The sequence below is a fragment of the Paraplanobispora takensis genome (assembly GCF_016863195.1).
Classification (GTDB): domain Bacteria; phylum Actinomycetota; class Actinomycetes; order Streptosporangiales; family Streptosporangiaceae; genus Planobispora; species Planobispora takensis.
This window is the reverse complement of the sequence record NZ_BOOK01000013.1, coordinates 25,588-48,157: the sequence shown is the minus strand read 5'-3', so window position 1 is coordinate 48,157 and position 22,570 is coordinate 25,588. Positions and strand designations below refer to the sequence as shown.

Sequence of the window (22,570 nt, the reverse complement as noted above, 5' to 3'; positions counted from 1 at the left end):
TCTTCAGCCGGGGTCTCGCCGCAGGAGACGGAGGTCCTCGCCCCAGGCGTCCAGGACGGGGCCGTGACCGGCGGCGCGGGCGAGCGGTTCCACATCCAGGAAGAGCCGGCGGGCGGCCTGCGGATCGGCGTGCGACAGGACGCCCTCCAGGAGCGGCAGCAGCCGTTCGTGGTGCCAGGCGGGCGGTCCGAGAGGATGGTTCCGCAGTTCCCAGGCGAGATGTCTGTTGTACGGGCGGACCCGGCCGCAGAGGGCGAAGACGCAGGTCAGCAGTGGAGGGATGCTCTCGGCCGCATCCAGGCGGGCCTCGGTGGCGCGCCCGTCGCGGTGGTTCTTCAGCCAGCGGTAGACGGCGTGGGCGGTGTCGACGGTGTCGGCGGTGTCGGCCACCGGGGCACTCCACCATGCCCCGGCCCATGCGTCAACGACGGGCCCCGCCCTCAGTTCACCACCTGCCTCACGATCTCGGCGATGGCGCGGAGTCGCCGTTATCGGATGTCGCTCGGAGAGGGCGGCCGGTGCTGTACGCCCCAGTCCCACAGGGCTTGCAGGACGGGACCGAGGCGGCGTCCGTGCGGGGTGAGCGTGTAGTGGACCCGGGGCGGCCAGCCGGGCTGACGGCGGCGCTCGAGCACGCCGATCTCCGTCAGGTGCGCCAGCCGATCGGACAGGACCTTGTCCGACAGGGCGGGCAGGGCCTGGCGGAGTTCGGTGAAAGTACGGTCGCCCCGCAGGAATTCGCGGATCACCAGGGTCGTCCAGCGGCCGTGCAGGGCGGCGAGGGCGATCTCCACCGGGCAGGACGGAGTCGGTTCGGCGACGTTCGCCCGAGGGTCGTCGGGCAGGCCCGGCCGGGCCGGGTAACCAACCGTTTGGTGAGTCACGAGAGCGCCTCCTAGCGTTGCCGCGTCTGACTGATTTCTACCTTCCGGAAGGACGTGCATCGATGATGCGGCAGCTTGCCGAACGCCCCGAGGACGTGCCCGCCGTGTTCGCCGAACGGTTCAACACCGGTGACGCGCAGGCGGTGGCGGAGGTCTACGAGAACGGGGCGGTGTTCGTCCCGGAACCGGGCTCGCCGCTGACCGGCCGGGAGGCCCATGCCGCCAACGAACGGTTCCTGAGTCTCGGACTGCCGATCACCGTCCGGCCTCGGCACGTCTACACCACCGGCGACATCGCCCTGCTGATCGTCGACTGGGCCATCGACGGCGCGGATCCCGACGGCCTCCCCGTGCACATCGAGGGCACCGCCACCGACGTCGCCCGGCGCGGGCACGATGGACGCTGGCGATATGTCATCGACAACCCTTTCGGCGTGAAACCGAGGTCGGTGCAGTGAGGACGAGGCTGCGGAAGCTGTGCGTCAGCGGGCACGAGTTCGTGTGGAAGGCCGAAATCCGGTGCGCGCCCGGCTCGGGCGGCTGCCGCAGGCGCATCCGGGTGCGAGTGTGGGGCGCGGGCAGAACAGCCGCCCTCTCCCTGCCGGAGCAGGCATAAGTGGTCAGGCGTCAGGCAGCCCGGTTCCCGGATCGGCGTTCGTGGTTCGCACGGGACTGATCACCGCGCGAGCAGCGGGAGCGCCGGGAAGGTGTGGTCCCGCCACAGCAGCCGTGAGGTCTCTTCCGGGTAGGCGGTGACCGTCGGCGGCGTGTCGAAGAGCTGTGCGAGACGGCGGTCGGCGTCGTACGGAGGCCAGCCCGGGTCGCCGTGAGCGGCGAACGCCGTCCACGCCCCGCGCATCCGCGCGGACAGCTCCTCAGCCGCCGGGGAGGGCGGGTCACCGATCAGCATGGCGGGCCGTCCGCTGCCGAGGTTGCCGAAGACGAGCGGCACGTCCAGGCCGTGACAGGCGCCGAGGCCGCCGCCCGCTCCCGGGGCGGACCAGGTCAGTTCGTAGAGATGGGCCCGGCCGCCGCCGGTGACCTGCGCCTCGGCGAGGTGGAGGCTCGGCATGCGGAACAACCAGTCCGCGTTGACCAGTTCGTACAGCTCCTCGTCGGTCGCGTCCGGGAATGCCTCCCGGTACCGGCGTGCGCCGTCAGGGCCGGGGGCGAGCAGGTGCAGAGCGGTCTCGCTCTGCTCGTGCGTGACCTGGCCGAGCACGCCGTCGATCAGGCTGAACAACCGGTGCTCGTCGCGAGTGTGCCCGACGAGAAGCCCGACGTCCCGGGCGGCGCCGTCAGCCAGTGCCCGCCAAGGGGTCGCCGGCAGGACGTCACCGTCGACGACCGGTGCGAACGGGATCGGCCGGTGTGCGATCTGTCCCCAGCGTTCCCGCCACTGGAGCGTCTTGGCGAAGATCGCGTCACCGGCGGCGGGCAGCCGGGCCGGGGCCACCGCCGACAGGCCCGACACCGTGGGCCGTACTCCCAGCTCGGCGGCGCAGGCCGCAGCGATGTCGGCGGCCAGCTCCGGTGAGAAGAACGTCCCCGGCACGCTCTGCGCGATCGCCCGGCGGAAGAGCCCGGCTGCGCGCGGCATGGCCAGCAGCGCGGCGACCGATCCGCCGCCCGCCGACTGCCCGAAGACCGTGACCCGGTCCGGGTCGCCGCCGAACATCCGGATGTTGTCCCGTACCCACTGCAGGGCCGCGACCTGGTCGAGCAGTCCCCGGTTGGCCGGGGCTCCGTCGATCTGCGCGAAGCCCTCGACGCCGAGACGGTAGTTGAGGGTCGCGACCACGGTCCCGCTCCCGGCCAGGCGCCCGCCGTCGTACTCCGGGAGGCTGGAGTCGCCCAGGGCGTAAGCGCCGCCGGGGATCCACACCATCACCGGGAGCCCTGCCGCCGGATCCGGGTCCGGTGTCCAGACGTTGATCGTCAACCAGTCGTCGCCCGCGGTGTCCCCGGACATCCCGAGCACACCGGACTGCGGGGGCGGCGGGCCGTACGCGACCGCCGGGCGCACACCGTCCCAGCCGCGCACCGGCTGCGGCGCGGCGAAACGGAGGGCGCCGACCGGCGGCTCGGCGAACGGGATGCCGCGGAAGACCGCCAGGCCGGCCTCCCTGCCCCCGCGAAGGACGCCGGCCGTCGTACGGACCTCCGGCTCGGAATCGGACGGCTTGCCGAATGCGGTGACGGCCATTTCGCGGCCTCCTCCCCGTTCCTGCTGGGCCGAGCATCCCAGCGCGCGCTATCCGCGGGCAAACCATTTAGAAGCAGTCCGAATGATCCCGAAACTTACCTTGAGCTGGCCTTCAACACCTTCCGGAAACGATCCACTCTCCCTCAGAGCATTAATCGATATAACGGCACATGGAGTAATGAACCGGCGCCGGCATCCACCTCCAAGCCGACCACAAGCGTGATCTTCTATATCTGGCGGGGTGACTGAGACTCATCCGCGGCGACGCCGATCCGTGTCCCCTCGTCCGCTGCTTCCGATCGGGCTCGGATGATCCGCCGAAGCGAGGGGGTTGAGATGGATCACATCGAGGGTGAGGCCGGCGGTGAGGCGGAAGACCGGCGCCCGTTGTGCCCCCGCTGCGACGTGGGCAGGCTGGCTCCGTTGTTGTACGGCTACCTGCTCTACGACGAAGAGGTGGAACGGGATCGGCGGGCCGGGCTGTTGGTTTACGGCGGTTGCATGCCCGAACCGGAGAGACTGGCATGTCCGGCGTGCGACACCAGGTACCGCGAAGTACCGGGGCCGGACCAGCGGTGGGGGAACATCCTCCACGGGATGCCATGGAGATCGGCATCCTGCGCGACGGCGAACCGGCACACGCGCGGGTGACTATCCGCAAGAGTGAGCTGTGGATGCCGACCTTCCAGGTCGACGCGTACAGCGATGCGGAGCCGAAGATCATAACCCAGGGGGACGACCTGTTCGAGGCGGTCCAGGCGCTGTGCCGGGTGACGGACCGGATGAAGATCCGCCTGCTGGTGAACGGAGCCCGCCGGGGCGCCTGCCGCCATCGGCCCGCCGGCCGGGGCACCGAACACCTCGTGTCCTTCCCCGGGCCGGGCGGGCTCACCTCGCTCACCGACGTCGGAGCGATCTTCGACCCAGCCGATGCCTCGCTCATCGGCACCCCGGACGAACGGAATCCCGTCCAGACCGGCTGATCGCGAAACGACGAGACCTGCGCCGCAGGTCAGCGGAGGTTCCGCTGGTACGGCGCAGGCTCTCGGCTCAGGTCAGCCCTTGATGCAGATGAGCTGGCGCAGGTGGGCGACGACCTGAACCAGGTCGGTCTGGGCGGCCATGACCGACTCGATGTCCTTGTAGGCGGCGGGGATCTCGTCGATCACCCCGGTGTCCTTGCGGCACTCGACGCCCTCGGTCTGGGCCTTGAAGTCCGCCAGGCTGAAGGTCTTCTTGGCCTTGTTCCTGCTCATCCGGCGACCGGCACCGTGCGAGGCCGAGTTGAACGCTGCGGCGTTGCCCAGGCCCTTCACAATGTAGGTGCCGGTCGCCATCGAGCCGGGGATGATGCCGAACTCGCCGGATCCCGCGCGGATCGCGCCCTTGCGGGTGACGAGCACATCCACGTCGTCGTACCGCTCCTCGGCCACGTAGTTGTGGTGGCAGGAGATCGGCTGCTCGAAGGTGATGCCGGGCAGGTGGCGCCGGAGCACGTCGCAGACCAGGGCCATCATGACCGCCCGGTTACGGCGTGCGTAGTCCTGCGCCCAGAACAGGTCCCTGCGGTAGGCGTCCATCTGCGGCGTGCCCCCGACGAACACCGCGAGGTCGCGGTCCGGCAGGTCCTGGTTGTGCGGCAGGCGCCGTGCCTGCTCGATGTGGTGCTCGGCGAGTTCCTTGCCGATGTTGCGCGACCCGGAGTGGAGCACCACCCAGACCACGCCCTCGTCGTCGGCGCAGACCTCGAGGAAGTGGTTGCCGCCCCCGAGCGTGCCCATCTGCACCTCGGCGCGCTCCCGCTTCGGGTGCACGGAGGAGGCCAGCCCGTCGAAGCTCTTCCAGAACTCCGTCCAGTCGGCGGTCTTGAAGCCGTGCAGCCTGGTCGGGTCGACCGGCCGCTTGTGGTGACCGAACCCGACCGGAACGGCCTGCTCCAGCTTCGAGCGCAGGTACGCCAGGTTGTCGGGCAGGCTGTCGACCCTGTAGGAGGTCTTCACCGCGGTCATCCCGCAACCGATGTCCACTCCCACCGCCGCCGGCGAGACCGCGTCCCGCATGGCGATGACCGAACCGACCGTGGCGCCCTTGCCGTGATGCACGTCCGGCATCACCGCGACCCCGTGCACCCACGGCAGGTTGGAGACGTTGCGCAGCTGCTGCATGACGTTCGGCTCGACCTGCGCGGGGTCGGCCCACATGCGGATCGGCGCCCGGCCACCCATCACCTCGTTGTACGTCATCTCCGCGTCGCCTCCCTCCGGTAGATCAAGCTGTGAACGGGACCAATAACGCCAGAAGCGTGGTGTTCACGCAACCGAATTAATCAGCCCCGAAGGTTCTGAACAGCTGAAATACCCTGAATCTTCCCGTACGGCACCGCGACGCGCCGGGTCAGGGAGCGGTGATGCCGATGCCTTGGACGAGCAGGAGAACGACGTCGACCGCCGCCACGGCGATGGCCGCCGCGAAGGGGACGCGCGGTGAGCGGGCTCCCAGGACGAGACCGGCGCCCGCGAACGCGCAGGCCGCGGCGAGGGCGGCCCAGGCGCCGGCGGCGGGCGGGCCGGGCGGGGCGAGGACGAGCAGGCCGGTCGCCAGGAGCAGCGGGAGCGGGATGAGCGCGCGGACGCGGGCGGGCCCCAGCCGCTGCGGCCATCCGCGTACGCCGGTGGCCAGGTCGTCGGAGATGTCGGGAAGGACGTTGGCCAGGTGGGCGCCGCAGCCGAGCAGCGCCCCGGCCAGGACGGCCCACCAGGCGGGCTGCGGATGACCGGGCAGACCGAGCGCGACGAACGCGGGCAGCGACCCGAACCCCACGGCGTACGGGGCCCAGGACAGCGCCGTGGCCTTCATCCCGAGGTCGTAGGCCCAGGCGGCGGCGACGCCGACGAGGTGGGCGGTCCCGGCGGGCACCCCGGAGGCCAGGGAGAGCGGTACGCACAGCACGAGGGCGACGACCGCGGCGACCCGCACGGCCCGGACGCCCACCTCACCGCTGACGATCGGCTTGTCCCGCCGCCCCGCCGCGGCGTCCCTCCCGGCGTCCACGGCGTCGTTGCACCAGCCGATGGAGAGCTGACCGGCGAGCACGGCCGCGGCCACCAGCGCGCATCCGGCGACGTCACGGCCGCTCGCCACGGCGAGCGCCGTCGTCAGCAGCGTGACCGCGGCGGTCGGCCCGGGATGGCAGGCCCGCGCCAGCCCCCGCAGCGCCGCCGGGCCGGAGCGGTGGACACTCCGGGACTGTCCGCTCGTCGTCACGGGACCGATCCTAGGGCTCCCGCGGGAACCGGTCCCCCGCCGTACGGCGGCGCCGCGGAGGCCGGAGGGGGTGGACCTGGGTGAACCCCGGGTGTGGGATGGAACAAGTATGACGGCGGGGTGGGTGGGCAGGGAGCGGGGTGTTCGGGTGGCTGTGGGCCGGGGAGGTCCGGGTGACCGGAACTCGTGGGCGTTCAGATCGAGCCAGGAGTGTTCAGATTGAGCCGTATCGCCGCGGTCCGGGGTGCGCTTCCGCCGTACCGTTACTCCCAGGGTGAGATCGCGGACGCGTTCGCCCGGATGTGCCTGCCGGAGGGTGCGAGCCGGGCGCTGCTCGACCGGCTGTACGCGGGCGCGAAGGTAGGGCACCGTCATCTGAGCCTGCCGCTCGACCGGTACGACAAGCTCGACGGTCTCGGCGCGGCCAACGACGTGTTCATCGACACCGCCGTCGAGCTGGGGGCGGAGGCGGTCTGCGGCGCGCTGGAGGAGGCCGGGCTCACGCCGCGGGACGTGGACATGATCATGTTCACGTCGGTGACCGGGATCGCGGCGCCCTCGATCGAGGCGCGGGTGGCCGGCCGGATCGGGCTGCGCCCCGACGTCAAGCGCGTGCCGGTGTTCGGCCTCGGATGCGTGGCGGGAGCGGCCGGGATCGCGCGGGTCCACGACTATCTCCGCGGCTGGCCGGAGCAGGTGGCCGTGCTGCTCTCGGTCGAGCTGTGCTCGCTGACGCTGCAGCGCGAGGACTCCTCCGTCGCCAACATGGTGGCCGGCGCGCTGTTCGGCGACGGCGCGGCCGCGGTGGTCATGTGCGGCGACGGGATCCCGCCCGGCGACGGCGACAGCGACGGCGGTGACGGGCGCCGCCCGGACGGGCCGGGGCCGGCCGTGCTGGCCACCCGCAGTCACCTGTACCCCGGCTCGGAGGGCGTGATGGGCTGGGACGTCGGCGACACCGGCTTCCGGGTGGTGCTCGACGCGAGCGTCCCCGACGTCGTGCGCACCTACCTCGCCGAGGACGTGCACGGCTTCCTGACCGACCACGGGCTGACCGCCGGGGACGTCACCGCCTGGGTGTGCCACCCCGGCGGGCCGAAGGTGCTGGAGGCCGTCTCCGAGACCCTGCGGCTGCCGCCCGGCGCGCTGGACGTCACCTGGCGCTCGCTGGCCGAGGTCGGCAACCTGTCCTCCTCCTCGGTGCTGCACGTCCTGCGGGACACCCTCGCCCTGCGGCCACCGCCGGGCACACCGGGCCTGCTCATCGCGATGGGCCCGGGATTCTGCTCCGAACTCGTCCTGCTGCGCTGGTAGGGGTCCGATGTCCTCGACGTCCTGGTACCTGGTCCTCGTCCTCCTGGTCGCCGTGGAACGCCTGGCCGAACTGGTCCTCGCGCGCCGCAACATGAGCTGGAGCCTGGCCCACGGCGGCGTGGTCTCCGGCCGCGGCCACTATCCGTGGATGGTCCTGCTGCACACGGGCCTGCTGGCGGGCTGCCTGGCGGAGGTGTACCTGGCCGATCGGCCCTTCCTGCCGGCCCTGGGCTGGCCGATGCTCGCCCTGGTGGTCGCCGCCCAGGGGCTGCGCTGGTGGTGCATCACCACGCTGGGGCGGCAGTGGAACACCCAGGTGGTCGTGGTGCCCGGCCTTCCGCGGGTGACCGGCGGCCCCTACCGGCTGTCCTGGCTGCCCCACCCGAACTACGTCGCCGTGGCCGCGGAGGGCTTCGCACTGCCCCTGGTCCACAGCGCGTGGATCACCGCCGTGATCTTCACCGTCTGCAACGCCGCCCTGATGGTGGTCAGGATCCGATGCGAGGACGCGGCGCTGGCCTCGCTCGCCCCGGTGCCGGGACGGTCCCCGGCGTGATCGACGTCCTGGTCGCCGGCGGCGGACCGGCGGGCCTGGCCACGGCCATCCACGCGGCGGCGGCCGGGATGGAGGCGGTCGTGGTCGAGCCCCGTCCCGGACCGGTGGACAAGGCCTGCGGGGAGGGCCTGATGCCCACCGGGACCGCCGCGCTGCGGGAGCTGGGCGTCGAGCCCGAGGGCCGGCCGCTGCGCGGGATCCGCTATCTGGACGGGCGCCGTCAGGCGCAGGCCGACTTCCGCGGCGGCCACGGGCTGGGCGTGCGCCGTACCGTGCTGCACGCCGCGCTGTCACGGCGCGCGGCGGAGCTGGGCGTGCGCATCGTGCCCGGCAGGGTGTCGGAGGTACGGCAGAGCGCCGACGGCGTCGAGGCGGCCGGGTTCGCCGCCCGCTGGCTGGTGGCCGCCGACGGGCTGCACTCGCCGGTGCGGGCCCTGCTCGGGCTGGAGCTGCCCGATCGCGGGCCGCGCCGGTACGGCCTGCGGCAGCACTATCCGATCGCCCCCTGGACCGACTTCGTGGAGGTCCACTGGGCGGCGGACGGCGAGGCGTACGTGACGCCGGTGGGCGAGGACCTGGTGGGGGTGGCGGTGCTGACCTCGCGGCGCGGCGCCTTCCCCGAACGGCTGGCGGCCTTCCCCTCGCTCGTGGAGCGGCTCGGCGGATCCGCCGCGACCCGGGTGCGCGGCGCCGGTCCGCTGCGCCAGCGGGTCCGTTCCCGGGTCGCCGGGCGGGTGCTGCTGGTCGGCGACGCGGCCGGGTACGTCGACGCGCTCACCGGCGAGGGGATCTCGCTGGCGCTGCAGTCGGCGCGGATCCTGGTCGGCTGCCTGCGGGCGGGCACCCCGCAGGCCTACGAGCCGGCCTGGACGCGGCTGTCGCGGCGGCACCGGCTGCTCACCGGCGCTCTCCTGTCGGCCCGGCGTCATCCCGTGACGGCCCGGCTGATCGTCCCGGCCGCGTACCGCGTGCCCGCGCTGTTCGGCGCGGCGGTGCGGGCCCTGCAGTGACCCCCGCGGCGGTAGGGCGGGCCGGACGACGGAGGGCGCAGGCCGTACGGCGGGCGGGGAAAAGGGAACCGCCCGGCGTCCCCGAGGGGACACCGGGCGGTCACAGGTGCCGGATCACCGGCCCGTCGCCTCAGCGGCGGCCGTAGACCTTCACCCAGTCCCTGGCCTCCGCGGGAGCCAGGCCCCTGGCGCCCTCGAAGATGACGCGGAAGGTACCGGTGGTGTAGGCCGGGACCTCGGTGTAGAAGCGCCCGTCGCGACCGGTGCCGATCGTGTCGACGTAGTGCCACTTGTGCCGGCCCGCGGCGCGGAACAGCACGACGATCTTCTGTCCCGCGGCCTCGCCGGTCCAGTCGCGCCGCGTGCGCTCGTCACACGGAACGTGGGAGGTGGCGTAGTCCTCTGCCTTTCCGCGCTCGGAGGGGCTGCACTCCTGCTCGACCTGGAGCTGACCCTTCAGCGAGATGCGGTGGTGCTTGCGGACCGGGTTGGGGTCGGCGTGGAAGCCGGCGATCCGGGTGGTCTCGTCGTGGCGCGGCTCGGCCACGGCGGCGGACGCGGCCTGCGCCGGAACGACGACCGCGAGCGCGGAGGCGCTCAGGGTCGCCGCCGCCAGAGCGGTGGCAAGGCGTCGCATCATGTGGAAACTTCCTCTCCCCGTGAAGAAGCGCACCCCGGGACAGGATGCGCCTACCGTCAAAGACGCTCCAAGGTAGAGAAAAGTTGCTCTTGGGAAAAGGCGAATCTATTGCAGTTCGGAAACAATCATGGGCATTTGTTCCCGTTAAGCGCTATCTGTCGCTTTTACCGATTTGGATGATCCGGCTCAGGCCCGGAGCGAATCGCGGCGTCCCGGGGAAGCGGACCCGCCAGTCTCCACGGCGGTGGTCTCGCACTTTCCTAGTGAAATATCCCATGCTGTCCGTTTTTGTCGAGGAGACCCTCTGCCAGGGATCCGTCTCCTCCCTGCGGTGGAGGATGTCCACCGGCTGGCCGGCGAACGGGGCGTAGTCCAGATAGCCCTGCGGGTCCACCCGGTTCAGTACCCCCCTGACCACCACGGCCCCCTCCTCCTTGACCGCTTCGACCCCCCTGAGCACGGTCTCCCGCTTCAGCCAGAACTCGAGGTGCTCGACGGCCACCGTGCCGTCCGCGCTCCTGGCGATGGCCGTGATCGTCCACCGGCCGGCCGGATACCACCGGTTCAGCCGCTTCTCCGGCAGGAACCGCCAGGTCTCCCAGTCCTGCCCGACGCGCGCGGGAGGGCTCCCCGGCCGCCCGGCCACGGGCGTCGGGGATCCGGACGTCTCCTGTTCGGCCACGGGCGTCGGTGACGCGGACGTCTCCTGACCGGGTACCGGCGTCGTCCCGGCGGACGGCCGGGCTCCCCCGGATGGCGTCCCCGCGGACGGGACGGGCACCTCGGGTACGGGCGGCGCAGCGCCGGGAGACCAGAGCGAGGGGTCGGTCCCCGGGGGCTGGGCCGGTGACGGCTCCGTACCGGGTTCGGGGAAGGCCGAGGGCCGGGGGGCCGCGCCGGGCTCGACCCGGACCGTCACCCCCTCGGGGCCGGACACTCCCCGGGCGACCACGTCGATCACCAGGCGTACGGCGTTGTCGGGACGGACCACCGGCTCGGCCGGGCGCAGGTTGATCGAGCGGATCACCGGATCGCCCGCGACGGCCGGCTGGGCCACGACCAGTACCGGCAGGGCACAGGTCCCGGCGGCCAAGGACGTGAGAACACCTCTAACGGTCATGATCAGGACGTTATGAACCGTCCGGTAATGCCCGAGGGCCCGACACACGCCCGGTTGGCAAAACACCGGAAAACCACCGCTCTCCCCCGTCCCCGCTCTCGTGGGAGAGGAGGGCCGGGGGAAGCGGGATCTCCGCGAGGGTCAGCTCTCGTACATCTCGGCGATGACCTCGGCGTACTTGGCGTGGATGACGCGGCGCTTGAGCTTCAGGCTCGGGGTGAGCTCCTCGGTCTCGGCCGTCCACTCCACCGGCAGCAGGCGCCAGCGCTTGACCTGCTGGACCCGGGCGAGCTTGTCGTTGGCCGTCTCGACCGCCGCCTCCACGGCCTTGAGGACGTCGGGGTGCGCGGCCAGCTCGGCCAGACCGGTGAAGGCGATGCCGTTGGCCTGCGCCCAGCCGGGGGCGACCTCGCCGTCGAGGGTGAGGACGGCCACCGGGTACGGCCTGCCGTCGCCGAAGGCCAGGGCCTGGCCGATGAGCGGGTGCTCCTTGAGGTAGTTCTCGATGTTGGCCGGGGAGATGTTCTCGCCGCCGGCGGTGATGATGAGCTCCTTCTTCCGGTCGAGGATCTTGACGAAGCCGTCCTCGTCGATGGAGCCCACGTCGCCGGTGTGCAGCCAGCCCTCGGCGTCCAGGAGCTCCTGGGTGGCCTCCGGCCGGTTCAGGTAGCCCTTGGTGTTGAGCGGGCTGCGGGTGAGGATCTCGCCGTCCTCGGCGATGCGGACCTCGACGCCGGGCTCGGCGCGGCCGACGGTGCCGAGCTTGTAGTGCTCGGGGCTGTTGGCGGTGAAGGCGCCCGTCGTCTCGGTCATGCCGTACACGTCCAGGAGCTTCATGCCCAGGCCCGCGAAGAAGCGCTGCACCTCCAGCGGCATGGGGGCCGCGGCGGTGGCCAGCCAGCGGGCGTTGTCGAAGCCGATCATGGACCGGATGATCGACAGGAGCGCGGCGTCGGCCTGGTCGTAGGCCTGCTGGATCTCCGCCGTCACGGTCCGGCCGGACTGGCCGGCCTCGACGTAGGCGAGCCCGGCGGCCATGGCCTTGCGGACGTTCTCCTGCTGCTCCTCCGGCTGGGTCGCCAGCAGGGCCTGCAGGCGGGCCATCATCTTCTCCCACACGCGCGGGACGCCGAAGAACAGGACCGGCTTGACCTTGCCGAGCGTCGCGCCCAGGTTCGCCAGGTCGGTGCAGAAGTGCACGTGGGAGACCTTGAACAGCGGCAGGTACAGGCTGAGCACCCGCTCGGCGATGTGCGCGTAGGTGAGGTAGGAGATCTGGGTGCCGAGGGTGGGCAGCGAGGTCATCCGGTCGGTGGCGCCCACCTCGAAGAACACGTTCGCGTGGGTGAGCGGCACGCCCTTGGGGTTGCCGGTGGTGCCCGAGGTGTACAGGACCGTCAGCACGTCGTCGGCCTCGACCGCCTGCCAGCGGGCGTCGACGGCGGCCGGGTCCGCGGCCAGGCTCTCCCGGCCCAGCGCCAGGAAGTCCTCCCAGCCGATGAACCGGTCGCCCTCCGGGGTGCCGTCGAGCATCACGACCTTGGTGAGGCCGGGCAGCTCGTCCAGGATCGGCTCCCAGCGGGCCAGCTCGGCCGGGCCGCCCAGGACGGCGACCTTGGCGCCGACGTCCCCGGCCACGAAGGCGACCTGGTCGGGGGCGAAAGTGGCGTAGACCGAGCACGGCACGGCCCCGGCGTGCACGGCGCCGAGGTCGGCCAGCACGTGCTCGCTGCGGTTGACCATCATGAGGGCGACGGCGTCACCGCGCCCGACGCCGAGGGCGGCGAACGCGGCGGCGATCTCCAGGACCCGCTGCCGTGCCTCGGCGTAGGTCAGGGTCCTCCAGCCGTCCCCGTCCGGATCGGAGTAGGCCGGCGCGTCCGGATTGCTCTCTGCCGCCTGCTTGAGCTGTTCGCACACGGTACGGCCCGCGATCGTCTCCTGGATAGACATGCGTTCCGCAAGGACATCGGCCATGACGCGCCTCCAGAAAGTGCTTACTTGCACGATTGGGATGCATCGCACCACACGAGGTCAGCCCACACAAGACCCCTGCGGCAACACCTCGGCGACAACGTCCCGGCCGGGGACGGCGGCGCGCCCGTCCGCGGAGCCGTACGGCGGTCACCCGGAGTGCCGCCCCGGCGACGTTCCGAGGCTCGGGGGTGCCGTGCCGTCACGACATAAAGCCGGTCATGGGATGATTTTCCGGTGACTCAGGTGCTCGATCTCGTCGGAATCTTCGTCTTCGCCCTCTCCGGCGCCCTCGTCGGCGTGCGCAGGCGGCTGGACGTGGTCGGCATGGCCGTGCTGGCCTCGACGACCGCGCTGGGCGGCGGGATCCTGCGCGACCTGTTCCTCAATATCACGCCCGCCGCCTTCTACAGCGTCGGCTACGTCGTGACCCCCCTGGCCGCCACGGCGATCGTGTTCTTCTGGCATCCGCACGTGGAGCGGGTGATGCCGGTGGTGAACGTCTTCGACGCGGCGGGCCTGGGCCTGTTCTGCGCGGTCGGCACGGCCAAGGCGATGAGCCACGGTCTCAGCCCGCTGCACGCGACCCTGCTCGGGGTGATCACCGCGGTCGGCGGCGGCGTGCTGCGCGACGTGCTGGCCGGCCAGATCCCCACGCTGCTGTACGACCGCCAGTTCTACGCGGTGCCGGCCATGCTCGGCTCGGCGGTGATGGCCGTGCTGTCCGTCATGGACCTGCACGGCTGGCCCGCGACCCTCGCGGCGGCGGTTCTGGCCTTCGGCCTGCGGATCGCGGCCATGTGGTTCCGCTTCCAGGCTCCTCTCGCCCGGGGCGTCAGCCCGCAGGAGTGAGCCGCCCGGCCCGCTCACAGCGCCCGGCCCGCTCGCAACGGCCGGCCCGCTACAGGGCGGGGGTGAGCGGCTCGGCCGGGCGGGCGCCGTAGGACCCCCTGAGCCGGGCCTCGGCGATGCGCTCCACCGCCTCCACCACGACCCGGGGCGGCTGGGTGAACGGCAGGCGCAGCCACCGCTCCAGGGCGCCGTCCACGCCGAACCACGTGCCGGGCGCGAGCCGTACTCCGTGGCAGGCCGCGGCGTCGGCCAGCGTGCCCGCCGAGGGGCCGTCCAGCCCGATCCAGAGCGACCCCCCGCCCCGGGGGGCGGTGAAGGACCACTCGGGGACGCGCTCACGCAGCGCGGAGGCCAGCGCGTCCCTGGAGGCGCCGAGGGTGCGGCGGCGCTCGGCCCTGGTCTCCTCGATGTCCTCGAACAACCGGGTCACGACGAGTTGCTCGAACAGGGGGCTGGCGATGTCCACCGCCGCGCGCAGCACGGCCAGGCGGCGGACCGTGGCCGCGGTGGCGCGGATCCAGCCGATGCGCAGCCCGCCCCACCACAGCTTGGAGGCCGAGCCGACGCTGATCACCCGGTTGTCGACGTCGAAGGCGGCCAGCGGCGCGGTCCTGGGCACCTCGTCGATCGCCAGCTCGACCCAGGTCTCGTCCACCACCAGCGTGGTGCCGTGCCTCCTGGCCGCGCCGACCAGCCCGGCCCGCGCGGCGTCGTCCATCAGGTGCCCGGTCGGGTTCTGGAAGTCGGGGATCACGTAGGCCAGCCGGGCGCCCGACTGCCCCATCGCGGAGTTGAGCAGGTCGAGGTCCCAGCCGCCCTCGGGGACGCCGACCGGGACGATCCTGGCCCCGCGGATCCTGGCCAGGTCGATCACGTGCGGATAGGTCGGCGACTCGATCACCATCGGGTCGCCCGCCGACAGCAACATCGTGATCAGCAGGTGGATCGCCTGCTGGGCGCCGGTGGTGACGAGGATCTGCTCGGGCCGGGTGGCGAGCCCGCGCGCGGTGTAGCGCCCGGCGATCGCCTCGCGCAGCGGCGCGATCCCGACCGGGTCGTAGCCCATGCCGAGCGCGTAGCGGGGATAGTGCTCGCTCGCGTGGGCGATCGCCGCCGGAAGCGCCGAGGTCGCGTGCGGCGCGGCGCAGTGCATCGGCAGCAGGCCGTCGTCGCCGGCGGCGATCCACGGGTTCTCGGTGCCCAGCGCGCCGGGGTCGGGCAGCGCCGTCCAGCTCCCGGCACCCTGCCTGCTCTCCAGGTATCCCTGCTCGCGCAGGCGGTCGTAGGCGGCGGTCACCGTGGTGCGGCTGACGCCCAGGGCATCGGCGAGGTGGCGCTCGGCCGGCACGCGCACGCGCACGGGCAGGCGCCCGTCGAGGATCAGGGAGCGCACGCCCTCCGCCAGGACCCGGTAGTACGGCCGGGCGCCGGGTTCGATGGCCACGAGGCGGGCGAGCTGGGGGCCGCTCAGATACCGATCCATACCGACCAGCATAAGACCATTTTCCCCGATTGGACCTTTTGCCGGTGAGCGGCGGCCGGGACGATTGATGCCATTATGAGCGAACTCTCCCTGCCCGTCGTCACCTCTCTCCCCAACCGCCTCCTGCGCCTGTACGCGGGGCTGGCACTGTACGGCGCCGGCATCGGGCTGCAGATCGAGTCCCGGCTCGGCAACGATCCGTGGGATGTGTTCCACCAGGGATTGTCGGTCCGCTTCGGGCTGTCGATCGGAATGTGGATCATCATCGTGGGCGCCGCGGCGATGCTGCTGTGGATCCCCCTCAGGCAGAAGCCCGGCATCGGCACCGTCAGCAACGTCGTCTTCCTCGGCCTGTTCGCCGACGCCGCCATCTGGCTGGCCCCCACCCCCGACGCGCTCGCCGTACGGTGGACCTATCTGCTGTTCGCCATCGTCGCCATCGCCGCGGCCACGGCCCTGTACATCGGCGCCGGCCTGGGGCCCGGCCCCCGCGACGGCATCATGACCGGCCTGGTCCGCCTGGGCCTGTCGATCCGCGTGGCCCGCACACTCATCGAGGTGACCGTGCTGGCGATCGGCTTCCTGCTCGGCGGCACCGTGGGCCTGGGCACCGTGGTCTTCGCCCTCGCCATCGGGCCCCTGACCCAGTTCTTCATGCCCCGCCTGAGCCTGCCCCGGGCGGCCGAGCGGGAGTGACCCGACGCGCCCCGGGACATCTGCCACCGATCTGGGTGTGATCCTGCCATCCTGGGTATTAGCGTCAGATCATGCGGATCGAGGACTACGCCCTCATTGGCGACATGCAGTCAGCGGCCCTCGTCGGCCGGAACGGGTCCATCGACTGGCTCTGCCTGCCCCGCTTCGACTCTCCGTCGTGTTTCGGAGCGCTGCTCGGCGACGAGGACAACGGGCAGTGGTGGCTCGGTCCGGCGGGCGGTGAACGCCCGCCCGCCACCCGCCGGCGCTATCGCGGCGACACCCTGGTGCTGGAGAGCGAGTGGGACACCGGCACCGGCACCGTCCGGGTGATCGACTTCATGCCGCCCCGGCAGGCCAACCCCGACCTGGTCAGGATCGTGGAGGGCGTCTCGGGCACGGTGGAGATGGCCACCGAGATCCACATCCGCTTCGACTACGGCCGGATCGTGCCCTGGGTGCGCCGCGACGACGGGGTGCTGCACGCCGTCGGCGGCCCCGACTCCGTCTGGCTCCACTCGCCCGTTCCGCTGCGTCATCACGGTTACGCGCACGAGGCCTCCTTCCGGATCTCCGAAGGGGAACGGATGGCGTTCGTCTTCACCTGGCACCCCTCCCACGAGCCCGCGCCCGTCGACATCGACCCGTTCGAGGAACTGACCGGGACCGAGACGCTGTGGTCGGAGTGGGTGTCGCAGTGCACCTACAAGGGCCCCTGGCGTGACGCCGTGGTCCGCTCCCTGATCACCCTGAAGGCGCTGACCTACGCCCCCACCGGCGGGATCGTCGCGGCCCCCACCACCTCCCTGCCCGAGGACCTGGGCGGGGTGCGCAACTGGGACTACCGCTACTGCTGGCTGCGCGACGCGACCATGACCCTGGACGCCCTGATCGACTCCGGCTACCTGCAGGAGGCCCGCGACTGGCGCGCGTGGCTGCTGCGCGCCATCGCCGGCCGGGCCGAGGACCTGCAGATCATGTACGGCGTCGCCGGGGAACGCCGCCTGCCGGAGACGGAGCTGCCCTGGCTGGCCGGCTACGAGGGCTCCCGGCCGGTCAGGATCGGCAACGGCGCGGTCAACCAGCTCCAGCTCGACGTCTACGGCGAGGTCATGAACTCCATGTACATGTCGCGGACCTCGGGCCTGGAGGCCGACAAGCGCGCATGGAGCATCCAGCGCCAGCTCCTGGCCTACGTCGAGGCCCACTGGGACGAGCCCGACGAGGGCCTGTGGGAGGTGCGCGGCCCCCGCCGCCACTTCACCCACTCCAAGGTGATGTGCTGGGTCGCCCTGGACCGCGCGGTCAAGTACGTGGAGGTCCTGGGTCACGAGGGCCCGGTGGACCGCTGGCGGGAGCTGCGCGACCGGATCCACGCCGAGATCTGCGACAAGGCCTACGACCCCGACCGCAACACCTTCACCCAGTCGTACGGTTCGCAGGAGCTGGACGCCTCCCTGCTGCTCATCCCGATCGTCGGCTTCCTGCCGCCGGAGGACCCCCGGGTGGTCGGGACCATCGAGGCGGTCGAGCGCGAGCTGATGGTCGACGGGTTCGTGCTGCGCTATCCGATGGCCAGGGACAACGACGTGGACGGCCTGCCAGGCGGCGAGGGCGCCTTCCTGGCGTGCAGCTTCTGGCTCGCCGAGGCCCTGGTGATGATCGGGCGCCGGGAGGAGGCGGTGGAGCTGTTCGAGCGCCTGCTGGCGCTGCGCAACGACGTCGGCCTGCTCGCGGAGGAGTACGACCCCCGCTATGACCGCCAGGTCGGCAACTTCCCGCAGGCCTTCAGCCACGTCCCGCTGGTCCACGCGGCCAGGGCGCTGGGCTGACCGCCGCGCCGACTCCGCCTCACCCGTTCCGACCTGCGATTGCGTGAGTCCGCCGCGCTCCGGGGCGGCCCCGTGCCCCGGAGCCGGAAGAGGCCGGGAAAAATCTTGGAACCCGCTGTAACAATCCTCGCGGGCGGCCACTCTTATCTGACGAACGCACCCGAAAGGAACGGAACGACAAATGAGCGAGTTCGAGGTCACCACCACCGACTACGTCGACTACGACGGCGACGGCGGCACCGACGCCCAGCTGATCGACACCGACGGCGACCACGTGGCCGACGAGGAGCGCTACGACACCGACGGCGACGGTGTGACCGACGTGGTCTACCTCGACCACAACGGCGACGGCTACGCCGACGAGGTCCGCGTCGACCTCAACGGCGACGGCGTCTCCGACTACACCGAGTACCAGGGTCCGTTCCCGACGGCCTGACCAGACCACCCGGCATGAGCCCGTGCGACCTCCCGCGGGGGGACGTCAGACCTGGGTCGTGCGGGCCCGCCGACGAGGAAGGCCACCGATGAGAGACCGACGCGTACTCCCTGCCCTGCTGCTCCTGGGCGGCCTGGCGCTGACCGGGTGCGGTTCGGTGGAGTCCGGCGGAGGCGCGGCGGGGCCCGGCGGAGGGGCGGCCGCCACCGCCACGCTGTCGTCGCCCCCCGAGCCGGAGAGCAGGGACAAGGGCGCCGTGCGGCCCCTGCAGCCCAAGGACGGCCCCGAGGAGAAGTCCGGCGGGTCCGGTGGTTCCGGCGCCGCGCAGGATCCCGGCGGGTCCGGTGCCGCGGAGACCGCGGAGGAGCCCGTCGCCGGGCAGTCGCCGGGCCCCTTCGGCCTGCCGCCGCTGCTGCTGGCGCTCGTGCTGGCGGCGCTGGGCATCGTCGTGGTGGTGATAGGCGTGCTGCTGTGGCGGCGCGACCGCACCGCCGCACCGGCGGCCCCGGCCGCCTGGCAGGGCGGGCCGGCAGGCCCGGTATCCTCCGGACCCGGCACGCCGGCCGCTGGACCCGGCACGCCGGCCGGACGGCCCGCGCCGGCCGGATCCGGTGCGTCACCCGCGCAGTCCGCGGCGGCCCCGCCGCCCGCACCGCCGGGATCCGCTCCGGTCGCACCGTCCGGATCGGGCGCGCCGCCCGCACCCCCGGGGCCGGCGCCCTCCGCCCCACCGTCCGAGTCCGCCACGCCCCCCGGAGCATCCATGTCGCCCCAGCCGCCCGCCGCACCGCACCCGGGGCCCGATCCGCTGCAGGACGTTCTGCGGCAGGTCGCCGGGAGCGGCATCAGCCAGGCGCTCACCCAGCAGGTGGAGCGCCTGTTCGCCGATGGCACCCCCAGGCGGGAGACCCTGGTGGAGACCTGCATCGACTACTGGGACCAGATCGCCGAACGGCACCCCCAGCTGGCCGGCACGCTGCTGGACGGGCTCAACCGGGCCGGCGTCCGGCAGATCGTCGCCGACGGGCAGCGCTTCGACCCGCGCCTGCACGAGGCGTTCGGCACCGAGCCGACCGACCGGCCGGAGCTGCACGACGTCGTCGCCGAGACCGTCAAGCAGGGATACGCCGACGGCGACCGGGTGCTGCGTGTGCCCCAGGTCGCCGTCTACCGCTATGAGCCGCCCGCGGCCCCGCAGCCGGAGGCGGCGCCGTGAGGCCGGCCCTCGCGCCCGGCGCCGCGGGACCGGCCGCCGGGGACGGCGCCGGGCGCCGCTCAGCCGCCGAGCTCGGCCTGAAGTCTGCGCCGGGCGCGGTGGATCCAGACCTTCACGTTGTTGATCGACACCCCCAGGGTGCCGGCGACCTGCTCGTAGGTCAGTCCGCCCGCCCACAGCAGCAGCGCCTCCCGGTGGGAGGACGGCAGGGCGGACATGGCCCGGCGCAGGTCGGTCAGCTCCGCCACGGTGTCCTCGAAGGGATCGGTGACCACCGAGTCCTCGACCACCTCGGAGAAGACGGCTCCCCCGGGAGCGCGACGCCGGACGACCGCCAGGGCGGCGTTGCGCGCGATGGCCAGGACCCAGGCCCGGAAGGGCGCCTTGCCCTCGAAGGTGGACAGGCCCTTCCAGGCGGCGAGCTGCGTCTCCTGCAGTGCGTCGAGCGCGTCGGCCCGGTTCTCGGTCAGGTGGTAGCAGACGCCGAAGGCCTGACGCTGCGCCGTGGACCACAGCGCGGCGAAGGCGGTCTCATCGCCCGCCCGCGCCGCCACGACGAGAAGGCTCTCGTCCTCGACGGCGCTGCTCAGGGACCCACTCGTCATCGGTCGCCCATCCTCCCGAGGTGGAAAATCAGCCAATGACATCACGCCGCACGTACGCCCGGTATGAGGTAGTCCGCCATGATATTGGACCGTAACAATACAGAATTCGGAGCACTGGAGGGAGAGTCAGACGACCTGACTGAGCTGCGTCGACTCCTCTTCGACGCGGTCCCCGGACCGACCGAGGAGGAGAGCGGGGACATGTTCGCCCAGACGTTCTCCTCGGACGAGGCCGACCTGTCCCTGCTCCCCGACCAGGACGCCCTGTCCGGCGAGCACGCGCAGGACTCCTCCGACGCCTCCCCCGACGACGGGACCGGCCCGTTCGACGTGGACGGCCCCTCCGGGCAGGACGACGCCGGCGCCTCCGGGCGGGAGGACGCGGGCGGGCCCTTCGGGAGGCAGGAGGCCTCCGGCGGGCAGGACGCCCCGGGCGCGGAGGACCCCTCCGGGACGGACGGCCCGTTCGGCACGGAGGACGCCTGGCAGGCCCCGGATCCCGGCGACCCCGGCGACCCCGGCGACCCCGGCGACTATGCCGATCACGGGGAGGACCCGCACGCCCACGACGACGTCCACGGCGGCTGGGACCTGTTCGGCGGTGACGCATGACGGCGAACCCGGCCGATCTGCTGCGCAGCCTGTGCGACGGCACCTCCGCCAGGCTCGCCGGGGCGGACCTGCGCGAGCGGGTGGCCCGGGTGCGCGCCGACCTCGACGCGCCGCTGCGCGTCGCGGTGGCCGGCGCGGTCAGCAGCGGCAAGTCCACCCTGGTCAACGCCCTGCTCGGACTGCCCGTCGCCCCGGTGGACGCCGGTGAGTGCACCTTCGTGGTCACGCAGTACGAGTACGGCGAGGACGACGGCCGCATCACGATCGAGCTCACCGACGGGACCGCGGCCTACTCGCGGCTGCTGCCCGGTCACCGGCTCCCGTCCGAGCTCGGCGTGCCGGTGGCCCGGATCCGGCGCCTGCGCGTGGCGCTGAACCTGCCCTCGCTGCGCACGGTGACCATCATCGACACCCCCGGCATGAACACCGTCACCGCCGTCAACGAGCAGGCGGCCAGGAGCATGCTGTTCGGCTCCGGCGACGAGGACGACCGGGCGCAGGCGATGATCTACGTGCTGCGGTACGTACAGAAGTTCGACGACACCGCCCTGGCGGAGTTCCGCGGCCTGACCGGCGCGTGCGGCATGAGCTGCGTCAACACCCTGGCCGTCCTCGGCCAGATCGACCGGCGCGGCGACGAGGACGACCCGTGGCCCACCGCCCGGCGCCTGGCCTCCGGCGGCTACCGGGACCTGCGCACCTCGGTCTTCGACGTGGTCCCGGTGATCGGCCTGCTGGCCGAGACCGCGCGCGCCCACCCGCTGGACGGCGAGGAGTTCGAGGCCCTGCGCCGCCTGGCCGAGCTCGACGAGGACGACCTCGAGGACTACCTGCTCGACATGGAGGACTTCCGTACCGCCTCCGACCTGCCCGTCCCGGCCGAGGTACGGCACCGCCTGGTGGCGCGGCTGCACCGCTACGGCATCCGCGTCGCGGTCGACGCGATCCGCCGCGGTGAGGCCGCCGACCCCGCCGCGCTGACGGCCTGCCTGCTCCACCTCTCGGGCTACGCCTCGGCCGGACGCGCGGCGACCGGCTCCGTGGCGGCGGGCCTGGCCCACTTCGCGCGCCGCGCCGACCAGCTCAAGGCGCTCGACGCCCTGACCCGGCTGCGCAAGCTCGCCCGCACGCCCGCGCTGGGCTCGGACCGCGCCACCCTGGACGCGCTGGCGGCCCAGCTCGACGAGAACCGGCCGATCGCGACCGCCCTGGGCGGCCTGCGGATCTTCACCGCGGCCGAGGCGCTCGGCCGGGGCACGCTGGTCCTCAACGAGGAGATGACCGCCGAGCTGCTGAGCCTGGCCCGCCACGACGCCCCCGCCGAGCAGCTCGGGCTGCCCGCGGGCGCCTCCCGGCAGGAGGTCGCCGCCGCGGCCACCGCGGCCACGACGCGCTGGCGCAGGCTCGCCATGATGAACGAGGGCCGCAGCGCCGGGCACCGCGCCAGGGACGTGCTGACGGTCCTGGAGGATCTCGTCATCTCCGCCCTGGAGGAGGGCGAAGGCGCGGCCGAGACCCGCGGCGAGGCGCTGCCGCCCGTGCCCGTGGACCCCTCCGCGGTCGAGGTCCTGCGCTCCAGCCCCATGGTGCCCGCCGCCGACAAGCGGGCCCTGGAGATGCTGCTGGCCGGGACCGAGCTGGCCACCCAGCTCGGCGCCCCGCCCGGCGCCCCGCGCGCCGAGATCGCCGGCTACGCCGCCGCCCTGAGCGCCCGATTCCGGGTCCTCACCCACCGGCCGATCTCGCTGCGGCAGCGGCGGGCGGTCGAGGCCCTCTGCGACGCCTACGAGGCCATCTGGTCGCAGCACCACCAGGACGGCGCGTCGCGCCGCTGACCCCGGCCCCCTACGGCACCCCATCCCCGACAGGA

The 22,570-nt window shown here is 72.5% G+C and carries 22 protein-coding genes; 12 read left to right on the top strand and 10 right to left on the bottom strand.

Annotation, left to right across the window (positions count from 1 at the left end):
• Positions 1-3: 3 nt before the first annotated feature.
• Entirely contained in the window at positions 4-390 is a 387-nt protein-coding gene (locus Pta02_RS09735) for a hypothetical protein (RefSeq protein ID WP_203874393.1), read from the bottom strand.
• A 98-nt stretch (positions 391-488) separates the two neighbouring features.
• Positions 489-884: a winged helix-turn-helix transcriptional regulator gene (locus tag Pta02_RS09730; protein ID WP_203874392.1), complete on the bottom strand. Its 396-nt coding sequence runs from the start codon at positions 882-884 to the stop codon at positions 489-491.
• 62 nt (positions 885-946) lie between these two features.
• Here Pta02_RS09730 and Pta02_RS09725 point away from each other — a divergent pair, with 62 nt between their 5' ends.
• Positions 947-1,342, top strand: coding sequence for a YybH family protein (locus Pta02_RS09725; RefSeq protein ID WP_203874391.1), 396 nt, complete (start codon positions 947-949; stop codon positions 1,340-1,342).
• Between the two features lie 218 nt (positions 1,343-1,560).
• Here Pta02_RS09725 and Pta02_RS09720 read toward each other — a convergent pair whose 3' ends face one another.
• Complete coding sequence (locus Pta02_RS09720) at positions 1,561-3,090, bottom strand: carboxylesterase/lipase family protein (protein WP_203874390.1); 1,530 nt, start codon at positions 3,088-3,090, stop codon at positions 1,561-1,563.
• A 524-nt stretch (positions 3,091-3,614) separates the two neighbouring features.
• On the opposite strand from Pta02_RS09720, the gene Pta02_RS09715 reads away from it, so the two are divergent.
• Positions 3,615-4,073 (top strand): hypothetical protein, encoded by a 459-nt coding sequence (locus Pta02_RS09715; protein ID WP_203874389.1) that lies wholly within the window; start codon positions 3,615-3,617, stop codon positions 4,071-4,073.
• Positions 4,074-4,145: 72 nt separating this feature from the next.
• On the opposite strand, the gene Pta02_RS09710 is transcribed toward Pta02_RS09715, so the two are convergent.
• Complete coding sequence (locus Pta02_RS09710; RefSeq protein ID WP_203874388.1) at positions 4,146-5,333, bottom strand: RtcB family protein; 1,188 nt, start codon at positions 5,331-5,333, stop codon at positions 4,146-4,148.
• Between the two features lie 151 nt (positions 5,334-5,484).
• Positions 5,485-6,354 (bottom strand): UbiA family prenyltransferase, encoded by an 870-nt coding sequence (locus Pta02_RS09705; protein ID WP_239130052.1) that lies wholly within the window; start codon positions 6,352-6,354, stop codon positions 5,485-5,487.
• 219 nt (positions 6,355-6,573) lie between these two features.
• Between Pta02_RS09705 and Pta02_RS09700 the strand changes: the two genes are divergently transcribed.
• From Pta02_RS09700 to Pta02_RS09690, 3 genes are read left to right on the top strand one after another with little or no spacing between them, the layout of a single operon-like run.
• Positions 6,574-7,668 carry a type III polyketide synthase gene (locus Pta02_RS09700; protein ID WP_203874387.1) on the top strand — a complete coding sequence of 365 codons (1,095 nt, stop codon included), beginning with the start codon at positions 6,574-6,576 and terminating at the stop codon, positions 7,666-7,668.
• A gap of 7 nt (positions 7,669-7,675) precedes the next feature.
• On the top strand, positions 7,676-8,224 hold the full coding sequence (locus Pta02_RS09695; protein ID WP_203874386.1) for an isoprenylcysteine carboxyl methyltransferase family protein: 549 nt from the start codon (positions 7,676-7,678) through the stop codon (positions 8,222-8,224).
• Positions 8,221-9,234, top strand: a complete 1,014-nt coding sequence (locus tag Pta02_RS09690) for an NAD(P)/FAD-dependent oxidoreductase (RefSeq protein WP_203874385.1) — start codon at positions 8,221-8,223, stop codon at positions 9,232-9,234. The genes Pta02_RS09695 and Pta02_RS09690 overlap by 4 nt, the downstream gene beginning before the upstream one ends.
• 130 nt (positions 9,235-9,364) lie before the next feature.
• On the opposite strand, the gene Pta02_RS09685 is transcribed toward Pta02_RS09690, so the two are convergent.
• The 3 genes from Pta02_RS09685 to Pta02_RS09675 form a co-directional block, all read right to left on the bottom strand.
• Positions 9,365-9,874 (bottom strand): hypothetical protein, encoded by a 510-nt coding sequence (locus tag Pta02_RS09685; protein ID WP_203874384.1) that lies wholly within the window; start codon positions 9,872-9,874, stop codon positions 9,365-9,367.
• Positions 9,875-10,025: 151 nt separating this feature from the next.
• Positions 10,026-10,994, bottom strand: a complete 969-nt coding sequence (locus Pta02_RS09680; protein WP_203874383.1) for a hypothetical protein — start codon at positions 10,992-10,994, stop codon at positions 10,026-10,028.
• 141 nt (positions 10,995-11,135) lie between these two features.
• The gene (locus Pta02_RS09675) at positions 11,136-12,971 is read right to left on the bottom strand and encodes an AMP-dependent synthetase/ligase (RefSeq protein WP_203874382.1); all 1,836 of its coding nucleotides are present in this window, start codon (positions 12,969-12,971) and stop codon (positions 11,136-11,138) included.
• A gap of 234 nt (positions 12,972-13,205) precedes the next feature.
• Here Pta02_RS09675 and Pta02_RS09670 point away from each other — a divergent pair, with 234 nt between their 5' ends.
• The gene (locus Pta02_RS09670; protein ID WP_203874381.1) at positions 13,206-13,820 is read left to right on the top strand and encodes a trimeric intracellular cation channel family protein; all 615 of its coding nucleotides are present in this window, start codon (positions 13,206-13,208) and stop codon (positions 13,818-13,820) included.
• 49 nt (positions 13,821-13,869) lie between these two features.
• On the opposite strand, the gene yczR is transcribed toward Pta02_RS09670, so the two are convergent.
• The gene (yczR, locus tag Pta02_RS09665; RefSeq protein ID WP_239130050.1) at positions 13,870-15,303 is read right to left on the bottom strand and encodes a MocR-like transcription factor YczR; all 1,434 of its coding nucleotides are present in this window, start codon (positions 15,301-15,303) and stop codon (positions 13,870-13,872) included.
• A 75-nt stretch (positions 15,304-15,378) separates the two neighbouring features.
• On the opposite strand from yczR, the gene yczE reads away from it, so the two are divergent.
• The 4 genes from yczE (at position 15,379) to grpE (ending at position 19,483) form a co-directional block, all read left to right on the top strand.
• A complete protein-coding gene (gene yczE / locus Pta02_RS09660) occupies positions 15,379-15,999 on the top strand; it encodes a membrane protein YczE (RefSeq protein WP_203874379.1) in 621 nt (206 codons plus the stop codon).
• A gap of 71 nt (positions 16,000-16,070) precedes the next feature.
• Entirely contained in the window at positions 16,071-17,831 is a 1,761-nt protein-coding gene (locus tag Pta02_RS09655; protein WP_203874378.1) for a glycoside hydrolase family 15 protein, read from the top strand.
• Positions 17,832-18,012: 181 nt separating this feature from the next.
• On the top strand, positions 18,013-18,267 hold the full coding sequence (locus Pta02_RS09650) for a hypothetical protein (protein ID WP_203874377.1): 255 nt from the start codon (positions 18,013-18,015) through the stop codon (positions 18,265-18,267).
• Positions 18,268-18,355: 88 nt separating this feature from the next.
• Positions 18,356-19,483: a nucleotide exchange factor GrpE gene (gene grpE, locus Pta02_RS09645; RefSeq protein WP_203874376.1), complete on the top strand. Its 1,128-nt coding sequence runs from the start codon at positions 18,356-18,358 to the stop codon at positions 19,481-19,483.
• A gap of 59 nt (positions 19,484-19,542) precedes the next feature.
• On the opposite strand, the gene Pta02_RS09640 is transcribed toward grpE, so the two are convergent.
• Positions 19,543-20,088, bottom strand: coding sequence for an RNA polymerase sigma factor (locus Pta02_RS09640; RefSeq protein ID WP_203874375.1), 546 nt, complete (start codon positions 20,086-20,088; stop codon positions 19,543-19,545).
• A gap of 201 nt (positions 20,089-20,289) precedes the next feature.
• On the opposite strand from Pta02_RS09640, the gene Pta02_RS09635 reads away from it, so the two are divergent.
• Complete coding sequence (locus Pta02_RS09635; RefSeq protein WP_203874374.1) at positions 20,290-20,700, top strand: hypothetical protein; 411 nt, start codon at positions 20,290-20,292, stop codon at positions 20,698-20,700.
• A complete protein-coding gene (locus Pta02_RS09630; RefSeq protein WP_203874373.1) occupies positions 20,697-22,535 on the top strand; it encodes a dynamin family protein in 1,839 nt (612 codons plus the stop codon). The genes Pta02_RS09635 and Pta02_RS09630 overlap by 4 nt, the downstream gene beginning before the upstream one ends.
• Positions 22,536-22,570 lie beyond the last annotated feature (35 nt).